12 protein-coding genes are annotated in these 16,296 nt (G+C 70.2%); 4 read left to right on the top strand and 8 right to left on the bottom strand.

Annotation, left to right across the window (positions count from 1 at the left end):
- Nucleotides 1-2 precede the first annotated feature (2 nt).
- Complete coding sequence (locus JGU66_16815) at nucleotides 3-815, top strand: TIGR02452 family protein (GenBank protein MBJ6762434.1); 813 nt, start codon at nucleotides 3-5, stop codon at nucleotides 813-815.
- Nucleotides 816-821: 6 nt separating this feature from the next.
- Here JGU66_16815 and JGU66_16810 read toward each other — a convergent pair whose 3' ends face one another.
- From JGU66_16810 to JGU66_16785, 6 genes are all read right to left on the bottom strand, one after another.
- Complete coding sequence (locus JGU66_16810) at nucleotides 822-1,064, bottom strand: hypothetical protein (GenBank protein MBJ6762433.1); 243 nt, start codon at nucleotides 1,062-1,064, stop codon at nucleotides 822-824.
- Nucleotides 1,065-1,204: 140 nt separating this feature from the next.
- Nucleotides 1,205-2,671, bottom strand: a complete 1,467-nt coding sequence (locus tag JGU66_16805) for a PAS domain S-box protein (GenBank protein MBJ6762432.1) — start codon at nucleotides 2,669-2,671, stop codon at nucleotides 1,205-1,207.
- Between the two features lie 283 nt (nucleotides 2,672-2,954).
- The gene (locus JGU66_16800) at nucleotides 2,955-4,178 is read right to left on the bottom strand and encodes a hypothetical protein (protein MBJ6762431.1); all 1,224 of its coding nucleotides are present in this window, start codon (nucleotides 4,176-4,178) and stop codon (nucleotides 2,955-2,957) included.
- Nucleotides 4,179-4,371: 193 nt separating this feature from the next.
- The gene (locus tag JGU66_16795; protein MBJ6762430.1) at nucleotides 4,372-6,720 is read right to left on the bottom strand and encodes a YfhO family protein; all 2,349 of its coding nucleotides are present in this window, start codon (nucleotides 6,718-6,720) and stop codon (nucleotides 4,372-4,374) included.
- 115 nt (nucleotides 6,721-6,835) lie between these two features.
- Nucleotides 6,836-7,639 (bottom strand): GNAT family N-acetyltransferase, encoded by an 804-nt coding sequence (locus JGU66_16790; protein ID MBJ6762429.1) that lies wholly within the window; start codon nucleotides 7,637-7,639, stop codon nucleotides 6,836-6,838.
- A 72-nt stretch (nucleotides 7,640-7,711) separates the two neighbouring features.
- Nucleotides 7,712-9,211 carry a von Willebrand factor type A domain-containing protein gene (locus JGU66_16785; GenBank protein ID MBJ6762428.1) on the bottom strand — a complete coding sequence of 500 codons (1,500 nt, stop codon included), beginning with the start codon at nucleotides 9,209-9,211 and terminating at the stop codon, nucleotides 7,712-7,714.
- A 464-nt stretch (nucleotides 9,212-9,675) separates the two neighbouring features.
- Here JGU66_16785 and JGU66_16780 point away from each other — a divergent pair, with 464 nt between their 5' ends.
- Nucleotides 9,676-11,325 carry a DUF692 family protein gene (locus JGU66_16780; protein ID MBJ6762427.1) on the top strand — a complete coding sequence of 550 codons (1,650 nt, stop codon included), beginning with the start codon at nucleotides 9,676-9,678 and terminating at the stop codon, nucleotides 11,323-11,325.
- Between the two features lie 63 nt (nucleotides 11,326-11,388).
- The gene (udk, locus tag JGU66_16775; GenBank protein ID MBJ6762426.1) at nucleotides 11,389-12,027 is read left to right on the top strand and encodes a uridine kinase; all 639 of its coding nucleotides are present in this window, start codon (nucleotides 11,389-11,391) and stop codon (nucleotides 12,025-12,027) included.
- A 1-nt stretch (nucleotide 12,028) separates the two neighbouring features.
- Here the strand turns inward: udk and JGU66_16770 are convergent, their stop codons facing one another.
- The gene (locus JGU66_16770; GenBank protein ID MBJ6762425.1) at nucleotides 12,029-13,060 is read right to left on the bottom strand and encodes an alpha/beta fold hydrolase; all 1,032 of its coding nucleotides are present in this window, start codon (nucleotides 13,058-13,060) and stop codon (nucleotides 12,029-12,031) included.
- A 51-nt stretch (nucleotides 13,061-13,111) separates the two neighbouring features.
- Here JGU66_16770 and JGU66_16765 point away from each other — a divergent pair, with 51 nt between their 5' ends.
- Nucleotides 13,112-14,038 (top strand): hypothetical protein, encoded by a 927-nt coding sequence (locus JGU66_16765; GenBank protein ID MBJ6762424.1) that lies wholly within the window; start codon nucleotides 13,112-13,114, stop codon nucleotides 14,036-14,038.
- A 7-nt stretch (nucleotides 14,039-14,045) separates the two neighbouring features.
- Here JGU66_16765 and JGU66_16760 read toward each other — a convergent pair whose 3' ends face one another.
- On the bottom strand, nucleotides 14,046-16,238 hold the full coding sequence (locus JGU66_16760) for a PQQ-binding-like beta-propeller repeat protein (protein MBJ6762423.1): 2,193 nt from the start codon (nucleotides 16,236-16,238) through the stop codon (nucleotides 14,046-14,048).
- Nucleotides 16,239-16,296: the final 58 nt, after the last annotated feature.

Raw genomic sequence — 16,296 nt, 5'->3', positions numbered from 1 at the left:
GCATGGGACTCGAGGACATCGGCGAAGAGACGGTGCGCATCGCCAAGCGGGGCTCCTACGTGGCGCTGTCCGGCCAGGAGGTGTCCATCCGCGACGCCGTGTCGCACGCCGTCGAGGGGACGCGGCTGTACCGGCCCGGTGACTTCGAGTCCCTCGCGCTGCCCGATGCGCCCGGCGGAGGAATGCGCATCGAGGTGACGCCCGAGAAGACGGGCGAGGCGGCGCGGCGCTTGGTGGAGATGGAGGGCGCGCGAGTGCTCGCGCTCAACTTCGCGTCCGCGCGCAACCCGGGAGGGGGCTTCCTCGGCGGGGCGAAGGCGCAGGAGGAGGACCTGGCGCGCTGCTCGGCCCTCTACGCGTGCCTCGTCACGCAGCCCGAGTACTACGACGCGAACCGCGAGGCGCGCACGCTGCTGTACACGGACCACGTCATCTACTCACCCGACGTGCCGTTCTTCCGCAACGAGTCGCTGGAGCTGTTGGAGCGGCCCTTCTCCGTCTCGCTCATGACCGCGCCCGCGCCCAATGCGGGGCAGGCGCTGCGCGCGGACGCAGGCGTGGGCCCGAGGCTGCGCGAGGTGCTGTTCGCGCGCGCGCTCAAGGTGCTCCAGGTCGCGGCGCATCAAGGGCACCGCACGCTCGTGCTGGGGGCGTGGGGCTGTGGCGTGTTCCGCAACAACCCGCGCGACGTGGCCGAGGCCTTCGCCCAGGGCCTGCGCGCGCTGCCGGGCCGCTTCGAGCGCGTCGTCTTCGCCGTTTATGAGCGGGGCTCGGGAGGGCCCAATCAGCGGGCCTTCCGCGAGCGGTTCGGCTGAGGTGCTTCAGCCGTGCAGGTCCAGCGGCATGCCGGTGCCCACCGTGAACTGCCCGGCCTTGCGCAGACGCTCCTGCGCCTGAGGCGTGCAGTGCATCGTCACGAGCGGCAACTGTCCGGGTTCACTCATCCAGCGAACACCGTCGAGCAGCTCGTGCTTCGTGAGGTAGTCCAGCAGTGAGTCGCGCAGTTGGCGGCCCTCGTCCCGGACAGGTTTCGCTCGCGCGGGACCGGACTTTGGCGCGGACATGACAATGGTCTCGAGCCACGGCATCGGATACCCCCCACTTGAATCACAGGACACGGACGAAGCGGGGCGGCGGCCCCCTCATCACGCGTGGAGAGAGAATGCACGCAACGCGCGCCGCGTGTTTCCATCCGCGCGCCAAATCATTCTCGGGCGGCGCCAGGCGGCAGCTCCACCATGAACGCCGCGCCCCCACCGGGTGCGTCTTCGACCCAGACGCGCCCACCGTGCGCTTCGACGATCTGCCGCACGATGTAGAGCCCCAGGCCCAAGCCGCCAGCGCGCTGCGAGTCTCGGCCTTGTGCGAAGCGCTGGAAGACGCGCTCGCGCTCTGAAGGAGGAACGCCCGGACCATGGTCGCGCACCATCAATCGCAACGTGCTGTCGCAGGAGGTGAGTGACACGTGCACGGGGCTCCCCTTGCCGTGCCGGAAGGCGTTGGTCATCAGGTTGTTGACCACCTGCTCCAGTCGTAGGCGATCAAAATGTCCTGGGGCAGGGGACTCGATGTTCGCCTCCAGCACCACGCCGGCCTGTCGCGACTCGTCCGCGAACCGCGCCGCCAGGTCGGACACCACGGCGGCCAGGTCTCCATCCGCGAAGTGGAAGTCGAGCTTGCCCGTGCGCATGCGGCTGACATCCAGCAGGTTGTCCACCAGCGCACCGAGCCTTCGCAGTTGTCGCTCGGCCGCCTCCAGCTTCGCCACCACCTTGGGAGACGCGAGCGGCTCGCCGGGGCTGCCCGTGGACTGTCGCCGCAGCATGTCCACCTGCAGGCGCAGCGAGGTGAGCGGCGTGCGCAGTTCATGACTCGCCAGGGAGAGGAAGTCGTCGCGCGTGCGCACGGCGTCCTGGAGCGCGGCCTCCGTTTCCTTGAGCGCGGTGATGTCCAGCACCGCGCCTCGCACCACCATCACCCGGCCCGTCGCGTCGCGAATCACCTTGGCGCGACTGTTGAGCCAGTGCCACGAGCCGTCCGGCCAGTGGGTGCGAAAGGTGGACGAGTAGGAGTCCACGTCGCTGTCGAAGATGCCCGTCACCTGGGCCTCCACCTCGGAGCGGTCATCCGGGTGCAGCGACGCCAGGAATTTCTCGTGCGTCCATTCCTCGAGCGGCTGGGGGAAGCCGTAGAGGCGATCATGCCCCTCGGAACGAAACACCTGTCCGGTGGCGAGGTTCGTCTCCCAGACCGCCATCTCGGCGGACTCGAGCGCGACCTGGAAGCGATCGCCCAGCTGCCGCAGCCGCTCGTCGTTGTGTGTGGCCTCGGACTCGGCTTGCTGGCGGCGGGTGATGTCGCTGGCGAGCACCCACGTTTCCCCGCCCACGGGACGAACACTGACCTCCAGCCACGTTCCGGGCGGTAGCTCGCACAAGAAGCGAGTGGGCTCCCGCGTGGCGAGCACACTCATCAATCGCTCGTGAAGCAGGGTGCCCGCGAGGGCGGGCTGAGCGACCCAGGGCTCTTGTCCCACGCTGGCATCGGGATGCAGCCCCAGCAGCGTGGCGGCGCGGTGGTTCAGCTCTCCCAGGCGGCCGTGGGCGTCGAGCACCGCGAAGGCCTCGCCCATCATCTCGCGCAGGAGCTGAAGCCGCGTATCGGCCGACATGCTGGCCTCATCGGCCGGGACTGGCATCGCGGCGTCCAGGGGCCGCCAGGCGGCGGGATTCGTCGCGGAGGAAGCATCACCCGAGGCGCGGGAGCCGGGCTTCGTCGTGCGACCCGAGGCGGGACTCATGACAGAACGCTCTCCCACGTCCCCCATGTCGTCAAGCAGACCGCCGTGGATCTGCCGCGACGGCCCGGGAGGACGGATGGCTGGTGGCGCGGAGAAGGCTCCTCGCGCCATGCGCACGCACCGTCGCCGTCCCTCCCGCCCGGGCGCGGGTCGCTCAGGTCCCGTTGAACGGGGTCAGCGGATCCTCCAGGGGCGTGGGCATGACCCACGCGTCACGCGGTCGGGAATACGTCAGGTCGAACGCGTACAGGATGCCGTGCCACCGGTCGAGGAACACGGCCCAGTTGTACTCCGTGGGCTTCGACGTGAAGGGATTGCCGTCGCGATCCGGCTGGGTGTTGGCGTAGTCGGCGTACGTCCAGTGCACCTTGCCGAAGTCCGTCTGCAACAGCGGCGTCAGCGCCTGAAGGAGCGCGGGGCGGGAGACTTCGTCCGGAGCGCCCGAGGGGTTGAACACCGGCTGAGCCATGTCGTGCTGCTCGCGCCACGCCACGTAGTTGTTGCCCATGGCGATGAGCGCATCGCGGCGTGCCGGCGATGAAGCCAGTCGCGACTCCTCGTACACGGCGAACGCGGCGACGAGCAGGCTCTTCCAGTGCATGCCCGGGAACAGCGCGTCGAACTGGTTGGGGCGCGGCGTGTCGTTGGCGTGCGCGAGCGCGAAGTCGTAGGCCACGCGAGCCTCGGCGGGCACCGCCTCGGGAAGGACGAACTCCGTCAGCACGCGTCCGGGCGTCACGACCCCCGCGCCCGCCCGCCAGTCCAGGTAGGCGCGCCCCGCGCCACCAATGTCCGAGTAGATGGCGAGGTTGCCCTCGTGCAGCGCGCGCTCCAGCGTGCGGACCACGGCCTCGGCCTTGTCGAGCGGCAGGATGCCGGGGGCGGTCCAGTACAGCGACACGAAGCGCCCGGTCGTCGTCGCGAGCGTGCGCGGATCCAGCAGGGCCTTGGCGTTGAGGGAGGACGTCAGCACGGCGAAGATGGTGGACACATCCAAGGGGAGGCCGGCGGTGAGGAACTCCGCGGCGCGCTGCTCGGCGCTGGCCTTCAGGACGTCATCGAGGTCCACACGGCCGAGCGCCTCGAGCACCGTGAGGATGGGCCTGCCGCGCAGCGCGTTGATCAGCTTGGTGGCGACCGCCGTGCTGTACATGCCCATGCCGCCAGTCTGTGACGCATGGGGCGCGAACGTGTACCAGTTGGGCCGCACCGCGCTGCTGCCACCGGGTTGCAGCGTGGGGTCCAACACCGCGCCGACCTCGTACGCGAGCTCGATGTAGCCCCGGGTGATGCGGCGGTTGTCCTCCAGCGGCGTGGGCGCGGCGCGTGCGGCGCTGGCACCGAGCAGGAGGCACAGTCCCAGGGCGAGTGAAGACAGTCGTGCGAGCGCGTCGCGTGTCCTGGTGTGACGAACGGAAGAGGTGCGCATGGTGTGGCTCCCGAGGTCTATCCGGCGGAACGGAGGCTCCGCGGAAGTCAAGCTAGGCATCAGGTGACCAACACCTCACGTGGCCTGGAGTGCGTGAGCCGTGATCCCGTTGACGAGTGGACGTTTCCGCCATCGCGTTCGCTCAGGCGCGCACGCGATGTCGCATGTGAGGGCGCACCCGAAGCCAACCCGTCCACACCAGCAAGGACATCAGCGTCATGAGCGACACCGCGAGGCCCTCGCGCAGGCCGGGTGCGCGATAGCGCAGGACGACGTGGTGGGCTCCCGCTGAGACCGGAATCGCGCGCACGGCGACATTCGCCGGCAGGATGGGAACGGGCACTCCGTCCTGTCGCGCCTCCCAGCCGCGCTGCCACGCGTCGTTGACGAGCACCACCGCGTCGGTGGTGGCCGAGACGTCGAGCGCGATGTGCTCGGGCTCGAAGCGCTCGATGCGGACGGTTCCCTCTGCGCCTTCTGGGTGGGCCAGCGGAGCGTCGCCGCACTCGACCGCCGCCTCGCGGGTGATGGGGAAGCGCGGATCCATGAGCAGGTGCAAGGCCGCGTCGGCATCGAGCACGCAGCGAGGACGCACGAGCGCGACGCGGGGGAGCGCGTTGGGATGCGCGACCAACCAGAGCCCAAAGGCTTCATCCCGGGCGACGACGGGACCGGGCTTCGTCGCGAGGCGCTGGTACTGCTCGGGCGCGTAGACGCTGTAGCCCACGCCGTACACCGGCAGGAGCGCGGTGAAGCTCGCGGGGAGGTCCTCCTCCAGATGTTGAAGGCGTGCGCTCGCCGCGGGCAGATAGCTCTCCGCGCTCTCGATTTCCCACAGCGCCGGCGTGTTGGGGGTGAACGACGCGCGGGACATCAGCGCGACGCTGTCTTGGAACTCGAAGGCGTCGAAGCGGGGCAGGTTGAGGCGATCCACGCGCGAGGCCACGCGGTGATGGGGCGCGCCGTCCTTCGCGGGAATCGCGCGCAGCACGTCCGCGAAGGCGGGAGGTGTCTCCAACAGCGAGGGCGGACCGACGATGTAGAGCGGCTCGTTCGCGACGAAGACCGAGGCGCCTTGCACCAGCGCGAGCGCCAGCCGATGGACCCTCGACTCCGCGAGGCCGCGCACGAGCAGCGCGGTGACCCCGGCGATTGCACAGGCCACCCACGCTGCGTTCGTGAACGCGCTCGAGACGTGGGTGAGTTGCTCGGGCGCGACGGTGGGCCAGCGCGCGCGGACGCAGAGCGTGGTCCATGCTCCCGCCCACTGTTCCGCGCCGGCCATGAGCGCGCCGAGGAGCGCCATCGCTCCGCTTGCCCATGCAGCCCAACGTGCGCGCGCGGGATTCTCCAGCACGGCCTTCCAGCCGAGTCCCGCCAAGAGGGCCGCACCGAGGGAGACGTGGACCATCAGCTTCTCGGGGTAGCGGAACGGACGCCACAGCGGGAGCACGCCGTAGAGCAGCCGATAGAGCGGCAGCGCCGAACCCATCGCGAGGAGGAGCAGCACGATGCCCGCCGCGACGAAGAGCCAGGCACGCCGAGGCAGCGACCGCAGTCCCGTGAGCGCGAGCACGAGCGCGGGCACGCCGAGGAACACCGAGTCCACCCAGAGGCTGGAGAACCCTCCCGTGCGCAGCAGCCCCTTCACCAACTCCTCGGGCACGCCGCGCTCTTGAGCGGGATTGGCGAGGAAGGGACCCAACCCCAGCTCGAGGAGTCGCCATGGATCGAGCGACCAGCGCTGAGCGTCTTCGAGCGAACTGGCCCCAGGTGCCCCCGCCGCGAGGACCGCGCTCCCCGCGAGGAGCTGCGGCGCGGCGATCAGCGCGCCCACGAGGACGAGCATCATGCTTCGGCGCGCCCGCACGGAGACCGCGATGGAGTCATCTCCCAGGCTCGCGAGCAGCAGCACGAACGCATTCGCGAGCGCGTACGTCCAGGTGTCGCCCGCCAGCAGCACGCTGGCGAGCAATGCCCCCGCGAGCACCGCGCGGCCCGGGCCTCCTGCTCGGATGAATCGCAGCGCGGCCCACAGCGCGAGGGGCAGGGTGGCCCCCGCCAGCAGATACCCCAGGTTGTTGGTGATGCAGACGAGGTAGCCGCTGAACGCGAACACTCCCGCGCCCATCCCGGCGCCTGCTCGCGGAACCTGGGCTTCGCGCAGCAACAGGTACGTCCCAAGGAGCGCGAGCGGGAAGCAGCCCAGGACGGTGAGCTTCATGGCGTCGCCCGTGGAGAACACCAACCCGAGGAGCTGCGATGGGTGGAGCACTCCGGACAGCACCATGCCCGGGAAGGACTGCCCGAGCCCGTCGAACGGATACCACTCAGGGAACTCGCCCCGCGACACGCGCTCGGCCCAGTAGCGGCGCACGGGGGCGTAGACGAGCAGCATGTCCCGCGCGGTGAAGACGTCTCGCGTGAACACCGCGCGATAGAAGAAGAGGCACGTCAACCCGAGAGCGCCCCCCACCACCGCGAGCCCCATCGCCCAACGCGACGAGGGGGCACTGGAAGGGTCCGTCCTGCGAGGGGGCTGCATGGGGCCGCGGATTGTTTCCGGAGGACGCCCCGGCGTCCAGCCCGTGCAAGGCCCGGGCGGTCTACCCGCTGGGCGGGGGGCTGAAGAACAACTGGAACGGGGTGACGTCGTGGAAGCCCATGCGCTGGTAGACGGGGCGTCCGGCGGGTGTCGCATGCAGCACCGCGCGCTCGATGCCCCAGTCCTGTCTCGCGGCCATCAGCGCCTGCCGCATGACGGACTCCGCGGCGCCCGTGCGACGGTGCTCGGGGAGCGTGGCCACGAGCGCGACATAGGCGATGTCATTGACCTTCAACACCGACGTGGTCGTGACGGGCTTGTCCTCCAGGCATCCGACGAAGGCTCGGCAGGCAGGGCCGTAGAGGTCGGGAGACGCGAGGGCCTCGCGCCCCACCTCGCGCGGCACGTCGTAGCAAGTGGCGTTGATGTCGGCGACGGCGTTGTAGCCCCACGTGTCTTTCACCCGCAGCAGGTCCAGCGGCGGGGGGGGCCGCACGGGGGTCTGCAGTCGCTCCGCGGCCATCCCCATGATGCTCATGCCCGGCGACAGGCCATGCTCCTGAAGGAGCGAGGTGGCCCGAGGGCGCAACGTGGGTGACAGCCAGTCCTCGCTGAAGGCGAAGGACCATCCATTCCGACCCTGCGCGAAGTAGCGCGCGGCGGACTCGATGGCCCATGCCAGGTCCTGCTCGCGCTCCACCGGCGCGGTCAGGAACGCGGCGTTCATCAGGGCCCACGTCACATGGCTCGCGGCGATGAACACCTCACGCCGCTCCACCACCTCTCCTTGGGGACTGCTCAACGCGAACAATCTCCAGGCACCGCGGAACTGCGCGTGGGACTCGTCAATCTCAGAGGCGGACATGAGCGGACGCTCCAGCAGGAGGGAACAGTCATTGTCCGCAAGGTGTCGAGACGGAGTCCACACCGCGACCCGTCAACGCGCGGCCACTCCGTGCAGCAGCGGACGGGTGCGCTCCATCCAGGTGATGAACTCCTCGCGCTCGACATCTCCCGGGGGGGTCGCCGCACGCGCGATGGACAGCACACCCTCCAAGCTCCAGCGCTCCGCATGGGGACTGCGCCGCAGCACTTCCGCCGCGCCCATGACGGCTGTGGCGAAGCGGAAGTCCTGGCTCGCGTTGGCGAAGCGAGGGGCCAGGGCCGTGGCCTCGAAGGCATAGGCGTGCTCCGTCGCCGTCTCTCCGCGCGGTCGCTTCGCGCGCACGCGCACCGTGGCGAGCCCCGCTCCCGCGCCCGGCCGCAGGACCAGCTCGTACAGCGCGGTGACGGTGTGGCCCGCGCCCAGCTCTCCCGCGTCCACGCGGTCGTTGCGGAAGTCACGGTCCGCGATGTCTCGGTTCTCGTAGCCCACGAGCCGGTAGCGCTCGACCTGCTTGGGATCGAACTCGACCTGCAGCTTCACGTCCTGGGCGATGACCTCCAGCGTGGAGCCAAGCTGCTCTTGGAAGATGCGACGCGCGGCCATGAGCGAGTCCACGTAGTAGTGGTTCCCATTCCCTCGGTCCGCGAGCTGCTCCATGGTCGTGTCCCGGTAGTTGCCCAGGCCAAAGCCCACGGTCGTCAGCGTGATGCCTTCCTTGACGTGGCCCCGGATGAGCGCCAGCAGCGCGTCGTGATGCGTGGGGCCCACGTTGGCGTCGCCGTCAGACAGGATGATGACACGCGAGATCGATTGCCCGTCGAGCGTGCGCATCGCCTGCTGATAGGCGAGCTCGATGCCCGAGGCCATCGCGGTGGAGCCCCCCGCGGTCAGGTCCTCGATGGCGGCGTGGATGGTGGCCTTGTGCTCCATGCCCGTCGGTGGAAGCACGAGCCGCACGGCGCCCGCATAGGTGACGAGCGCCACGGTGTCGCCGTCGCGCAGCTGATCCACCAACAGGCGCAGCGCGCGCTTCGCCAGCGGCAGGCGATCCGGTGAGGACATGGAGCCCGACACGTCCACGAGGAACGTGAGGTGCGCGGGCTTCCGCTCGGTCACGCTCAAGCGGCGGCCCTGAACGCCCACGCGCAACAGGTGACGGCCCGGCGTGAAGGGCGAGGGCGCTGCGTCCATCTGGACCGTCAGCGCATCGTCGGTGGGTGCGGGGTAGCGATAGTGGAAGTAGTTGAGGAACTCCTCCACGCGGACTGTTTCCGGAGCGGGCAGGGCGCCTTCGTTCACCTGTCGGCGGGCGAGTGTGTAGGACGCGGTGTCGACGTCCACCGCGAAGGTGGACAGGGCATCGCTCGTCGTCTCGACGTAGCCGTGGATTCTTGAAGGCGCGGTGTCGGGTGGATCCGTTGTCACGACGCGTGGTCTCGGGGCGTCCGGGTTCGGCTTGCCCCCGAGAACCCCATTGATGTCGCCGCCTCGGAACGAACCGGAGCTGAGGCCCGCGCCTCCCGCGCCTTTGCCTATCATCCCGAGTCCCATGCCTCGGCCCTCCACGCCCACGCCATGTCCCGCGCTGAAGGCACGCCGGACCATTGCTTCCGTGACCACGGGCGCGGCGGGCGTCGCGGAAGGCTCGGCGACGGGATTCATGTCCACACGCCCAGGCGCCTGTTTCGATGCGAGCAGTGCCTCCAGCTTCGAGGGCTCATGGGGTGCGGCTGTCGCGGGGGGCGGCGTGGGCTCCGGCGGACTGCGCTGAGCGCAGGCGAGGACCATCAGCGTGCTCGCCGCGACGAGTGCGCACACGACTCCACCGCTGCCAGCCATTGCGGCTCGCTTCATCGACGCTCGCTCCTGTCCTGGGTTCGCGGAGTCCTTCGACAATGCGGCGCGAGAAAGGTTCCCGTCGGGGCGCCGGGGGCCCGTTCGGCTCGCTGGTCATCGTTCCGAAGAGAACATCCAGATGCTGCGGGCCGGAGCGGCTGGGTCTATAGGGAGCGGACATGACACCCGCCGCCGACACCTGGTCGCTGCCCTGGCTTGGGCTGGGGCTGAGCAGCAACCTGAGCGCCTCGGACGTGCCGCAGCCCTATCGGCTGTGGGATGCGTCGCCCGGCCTGTTCGACTTCGTGGAGTACAGCGCGCCGCTCTCCCTGGAGGAGGCCCGCGCGCAGGCCACGCTCTTCCCCGAGATGTGGCGGCGGCTGTCGGACGTGCCCGTCCTCTTCCATCCGGTCCACCTCAACCTGTGGGGGCCGAGCCTCGAGCCTACCTCGGCGCTGACCGCGCTGGCCGAGCATGCCCGCGCCGTGAAGAGTCCCTGGGTGGGCAACGACGTGGGCTGGTGGCACGAGGAAGGCGAGCCCTTCCCGGGCTACCTCTACTTCACTCCGCCGTTCACCGAGGAAGGGCTGCGTGATTGCGCGGCCCATGCGCTCCACGTGCAGTCGCATCTCGACGTGCCCCTCGTGCTGGAGAATCCAGCGGTGCTCGCGCGGCGCGGGAGCTGGCACGTGCTGGACTTCATGGCGAAGCTCCATGCGCGCACGGGGCTGCCGCTGCTGCTCGACCTGGGGCACCTGCTGAGCCACCAGCTCTCCGCGGGGCTGCCGCTGGACGCTGGGCTGGATGGGTTCCCGTTGGACAAGGTCGTGGAGATCCACATCGCGGGCGGCGTGGTGACGCGTCGCGGTTCGCGCCGGTTCTACGTGGATGATCACACCCAGCCCGTGCGCGAGGAGCTGTTCCAACTCCTGGAGACCCTCCTGCCGCGCTGCTCGCGTCTGCGCGCGGTGACCTTCGAGGGCGATGGCCATCCTCCCGAAGTGGCGCTCTTGGAGCTTCGCCGGCTGAGGCGCATGGTCCCCGCGGGTGCCCGTGAGCCGCTCTCCTGGCCCGCGGTGCGCGCGCCGGTGCCCGTGCTCACGGGCGAGAGCAAGCCGTGGGAGCTGTTCGACGCGGGCCACGGCGTCACTCCCGTGGAGGCATCCGAGGACGCCGAGGGCGTTCGCGCGGACCGCGACTTCCGCCTGGCGGTGGTGGCCGAGCAGCTCGACCAGACGTGGCCCCTCACGCGGCTTCTGCTCGCGCCGACGCCCGAGGCGCTCCGAGGCTTCACGTCCTCGCGCGAGTACCGCTCGATGTTCGATGGCCTGGGGCGCTCACTGGGGCAGGTGTTCGCGTCGTGGGCGCGGCGCCATTTGCTCCAGGCCCCCGGTGAGGCGCTTGCCTCCGTGGTCGCCCTGGAGACGCTCCTGCCCAATGCCTTCCTGTGGCCCGCTTCGACGCCAGGGCCCGGACAGGTGGGACTCGCCGAGGAGGTGCGGTTGGGGGCCTTCCCGGTAGACCTGACGGAGTGCGTCTTTGCCGCGCGGGCCTTGCGACGCCACCTCACCGGGCGTGCGTGGGCCGGCGGAGAGGTGGAACTCTCAGGCTTGGAGGGACTCCAGCAGGTGGCGGCTCGGCCCGGTCCGGGGCCCTGGCACTTCGCCATCCACCGTCATGGGCGACGTCACGAAATCGTGCCGGTCTCCTCGGAGCTGGTGGCCCTTCTGCGCGCGTTGGCCGAGTCCCCCAAGGCGCCAGCGGAGCTGTCCCCGGCGGTGCTCGCGGAGGCCCGGGCGCGTGGCCTCGTCCGGTGGGGACCGGGATAGGAACCTGTCCGATTTTCGACGGAGTCTTGCGCCAGCCCGTCGGGTGGGATAGGTGCGGCCGCCATGTCGTCACCTCTCGTCGTTGGCATCGCGGGTGGTACCGCGTCAGGCAAGACGACGGTCGCCCGCAAGGTCCGCGAGGCACTCGCGGACTGCCGGGTCGCCTTCATCGACCAGGACTCGTACTACCGGGACCTCAAGGACATCTCCCTGGCGGATCGGCGGGAGGTGAACTTCGATCACCCCGACGCCTTCGACACGGACCTGCTCGTCAGTCATCTGCGTGAGCTGAAGGCGGGCCGCGCGGTGCAGAAGCCCGTCTACGACTTCGTCACGTCCTCGCGTCAGCCGCACACCCAGCGGTTGGATCCGGGCGACATCATCCTCATCGAGGGCATCCTCGTCCTGCACATGAAGGAAGTGCGCGACGAGATGGACGTGAAGATCTACGTGGACGCGGACGACGACCTGCGGATCCTCCGGCGCCTCACGCGCGACATCAAGGACCGCGGCCGCGACTTCGACCACGTGGTGGCCCAGTACCTGCGCCACGTGCGCCCCATGCACATGGGCTTCGTCGAGCCGTCCAAGCACCACGCGGACATCATCATCCCGCACGGCGGCAACAACGACATCGCCATCGGGATGCTGGTGGGCGCGCTCCGAGCCCGGCTCGCGGCGCAGGCGCAGGAGCGCGACTAGCTCACCGGCGCCGGAGGAAGTCGTGGAGGGGCCCTCGCAGTGGCCGAGGGTCCGCCAGCAGCGTGCCGTGATCCGCTACATCCTGCAGTTCGTGGAAGCGCGCGGGTGCGCCCGCGGCGCTCAGCAGGTGGTACGTGTCTCGGACTCGGGCGGCGGGTGCCAGCGCATCCGTGGCGGCCGCCAGCAGCAGCACGCGTGAGCGGATGCGCGGCAGGCAGTCCGCGAGATCGCACCCCGCATAGGCCGAGCACAGCAGCGCCCAGGCCAGCGGATCGAACGTCTCCGCGAAGGACTCCGCCTCCGCCTCCAAGGCCGCTTGGGCCGAGTCTCGCTCCGGATGGCGCTGGCGCAGGGAATCACGTCCATGGACGAGCTTGAGGAAGTCCAGGCGCAGCTTGCGCATCGTCTTGCGCGGCCCATTCCCCGGCTCGTACCAGCCGCCATGGAAGTCGGGATCCATCCGCAACACTTGCGCCGTGAGGCCCAGCTTCTCGCGCAGGCCCTCGGGCAGGGAGCGGCCCGCGCCAATGGCGACGACGGCGCCCGCAAGCTCAGGGAACAGGGCCGCGAGCCGCAGCGCCACCATCCCGCCCAACCCCACGCCCACGAGCGCGCGAACGTGCTGGAGCCCGTGCGCACGCAGCCCCGCTGACACCGCTCGCGCCATGTCCAGCACCGTGAGCCCCGGCATCGCGGGCCCCAGTCGCTCGCCCGTCGCGCCATCCACCGTCACGGGCGACGTCGAGCCGAAGGGGCTCCCGAGCAGGTTGAGCACGAGCAGCGGCGTCTCGGCCGGATCCAGCACCTTGCCCGGTCCAATGAACTCCCGCGCCCAGCCCGAGGCCTGGTACGCGCCGGCCTCCACGGGGCCTAGCGCCTGGTGCGAATGCGAGAGGTCGTGCAGCAACACCACCGCTTTGCCGTCCGACGGTTCTCCATGGGCTTCCCACGCCACTTGGGGATTGCCGAGCAGCTCTCCCTCTTCCAAGGGGAGCGGCACGGACAACAGGTGTGTTCCCCCGACCTGGATCACAGTGATGGAATCTCATATCACTGCCCGCCCGAACGCATAGGAGACTGCCGCTTGAAGCGCTACTTCGGAGTTCTCGTTCTCGTCGCAGGAGTGCTGCTCGCGGCCGTGATGTCGTACCGGAGCGCGAGCGCCAAGGCGAAGGAGGCGCAGCGGGATGCGGACTTCCAGCGCATCCAGACGGAGTACCTGGAGCGGGTGGGCTGGATGCGCGCCAACCCGGATGAAGCCAAGTACCGCGAGGAGGTGAAGCCCTTCTTCAAGGCCTACTTCGAGCAGGTGGACGAGCACCTCACGCGCTACGGCGGCAACAAGCAGTTCGACGCGTACCTGGCGGAGCTGGAGAAGCGCTCCGCCGAGGGCGGCAAGGAGAAGAAGGACGACCGCGCGGGGGACCGCAAGGCGTTCTACGACTACACGCGCAAGGTGTTCGACCTGCTGCGCGAGGGCCGCTACCAGCCGGTGTGGACCGCGACGGACCGGGGCATGCGCCTGGATGTCGTCAGCTCGGATGTGGTGATGGTGCTGGGCAAGCCGCAGATCCGGCTCCAGCTGGCGCTCTGGGGTGCGCAGCGCTCGGTGAAGGACGAGGGCAAGGTGAAGAAGATGGTCACCAGCGCCTCCTTCGACACGGTCTGGAAGCTCACCGACGCGAAGGGCAAGTTGCTGGGGGAGATGCGCGGCGCGGATCCCTCGATGAAGATCGACTACCCCGAGCGCTTCATCGCCGAGTTCCCGCCGCAGATGCTCCTGGGCCACTACGACCTGGACCTGATGCCGGCCGAGGTGGCGAAGATCGAGATGACCATCCACGTCTCGTCGCACGCCTCCACGGGCGGCGACGCGGCCGCCAGCTACGTGTGGAAGCTGGATGTGCCGTCCGACTGGAAGCTCGGCGCGGGCGAGAAGTGGGAGGGCGCCACCCAGGAGGAGCGCCCCGAGGAGGAGATCGACCCGGCCAAGGCGGCCAAGCAGAACTGAGTGCGACTCACTCCACGACGGTGAAGTGCGACCCGAGCTGGTACGCGGACAGCGTGCCAGCCTCGTCGAGGAAGTAGAGGTTGAGGTGCACGTCGGCCTGGAGCGCGACGAGCCCCTCGCCCGCGCGGACCTCCGCGAGCACCTGTCCACCGCGTGGCTCCACCGCGCGCACGTGCTCCCCCGGAAGCAGGGTCACGCCCCGCGCCGTTCGAGCAGGGAGGGCCGCGAGCAGGGGCTCGCCGGTGGCGCCTACGCGCCAGTCCACCTGTCCAGAGGCCGTCACGCGAGCGGCCGCGCCCGAGGCGCTCGTCACGATGACGGCGCGTTGGAGCGGAGCCAGCGCGAAGGGCCCTGGCCCCAGGTGCAGCGCGCGCTCCCAGAGCTTCTTGCCGCGAGCGTCCAGGCACACCAGCAGCCCCTCCCGGTCCCGCTCTCCCGCCAGGTACACGCGAGCCCCGAGCGGCAGCGGCGGCGAGGGATGGGTGAGGTCCAGCTCGTGGGTCCACACCGCCTGGCCCGTGTGCGCGTCCGCGAGCAGCACCGCCCAGTGTGAGCCACGTCCGAGCATGGCCAGCGCCCGCCGTCCCCAGGGCACCGGTGCACCGTGGAAGGGGAGGGGCGCGCGCAGCCGGTAGCGCACCTGACCGTCCGCGAGATCGAGGCCGTAGAGATAGCCTGAGTCGGTGGCGAGCAGCGCCCGGTGCCCCTGCGGCGTGAGCCAGCTGCGCTGCGCGCGCGGAGGGGCCAGTCGCCACATCTCGCGCCCGGTGGCCTCGGCGAAGGCCACCACCGTGCGCTCCTCGGACAGCGTCAGCAGCAGCCGATCCTTGCGCAGCAGGAGGGGGCCGAGCGGGATGCCGTCATGGTCGTGCAGCCAGCGCGCGCCGGCGCCTCGGCCCGTGAAGCCATAGACGCGCGCCGTGTCCGCCGCCACCGCGTGCCCGTCCGCCGCGGCCGCCACGCCCAGGGACGCGGCCCGCCGCCACAGCAGCGCGCCATCCCGGCGGGAGAACGCGCAGGCCAGTCGGGGCGCGCAATAGACGGGGCCATGGCGACCCGACAACAAGCGGGCCTCCTCCGCGTCCTCCAGTCCGCGCTGCTCCCACAGCTTCTCGAACCGCAGGCGCCGCAGGCGTCCAGGGACCTTGAGGGGCTTGGACTCACCTCGGCCTGGGGCGCTGCGAGGCTCGCGCGCGGCCCCCTCCGACTCGGGAGGCTTCGCCGGGTCCCTCAAGTGGGACAGGCCTTCGCGACACCGCTCGGCCAACTCCACGAGGTACGGGTTGTTCACCTGCGCCCGGTCCTCCTCGGCGAACGCGAGCACGAGCGCCTCGCCCAGATGGAACATGGCCGCCACCAGCTCGCGGGCGTCCAGCGCGAAGGGCGCGCCCGTGGGCCCAAGCCGGGCCTTTCCGCCCCGGAGGTCGAGCGAGAGCGCGGGCCGCGAGCCGCCCAGCTCCAGCGCGTGGCGAGGCTCGCCCAGCTCCACCGCCCTTGCCAGCTCGGCCGCCTGCCGGGACAGCTCCAGGACCGTGAGGAACGGCGGTCCCTGGGCGCGCCAGGCCTGGGGGCGTCCCGGAACCGCCAGCCACACTTCGCCAGGGCCCAGGAGGGGCGCCAGCGCGCCGTGAGGGCCTCGTGTGGCACGGGTGGCGGGGAGGGGAGGCTCACGCAGCTCGAAGCCGAATCCGGGCGCCCCAGGCGGCTCCACGCGGCGAGGCTCGGGCCGGGACGCGCCCTCCGACGGAGCAGGCGAGGCCTTGCCCAGCTGCTTGAGGGAGTCAGCGAGCTTGCGGGCCACGGCCGGCGCCAGGGCTCGGGGCGCGACCACCGACACGTCCGCCAGGAAGCGCTGGCTGGCCATCCGCACCGCGCTCGCCAGCTCCTCCGTTTCCACGCGAACCGGGGGCCGCAGCAGCCGGGCCGGTCGGGCGAGGCTGGCCACCGACAGCTCGATTTCCGTTCCCACCCGGCGCAGCACCAGCTCCAGGTGTGCCTCTGGGAGTGAGACCTGGGCCAGCCTCCGAGTCCCACCGTGGAGCGCCGCGACGGCCTCCGCCAGGGCGGGGACGACCTCTGCCAAGGGCTCCTCCACTGCTCCGGAAAGCAGGTTCACCCCGTCGAGTTCCAGGGCGATGGAATCCAACGGGGGGGCTGAGGGTTCGCGCTTCCAGCGCTGTCCGATGCGTATGCGGGTCATCTTACGTTCGTTGACAAGCCAGTTTAGCGGTGGCTAGCATCCGCCACCTATACGGACC

Source organism: Myxococcaceae bacterium JPH2 (assembly GCA_016458225.1).
Lineage (GTDB): Bacteria > Myxococcota > Myxococcia > Myxococcales > Myxococcaceae > Citreicoccus.
This window is presented reverse-complemented; position numbering and strand designations above follow the sequence as displayed.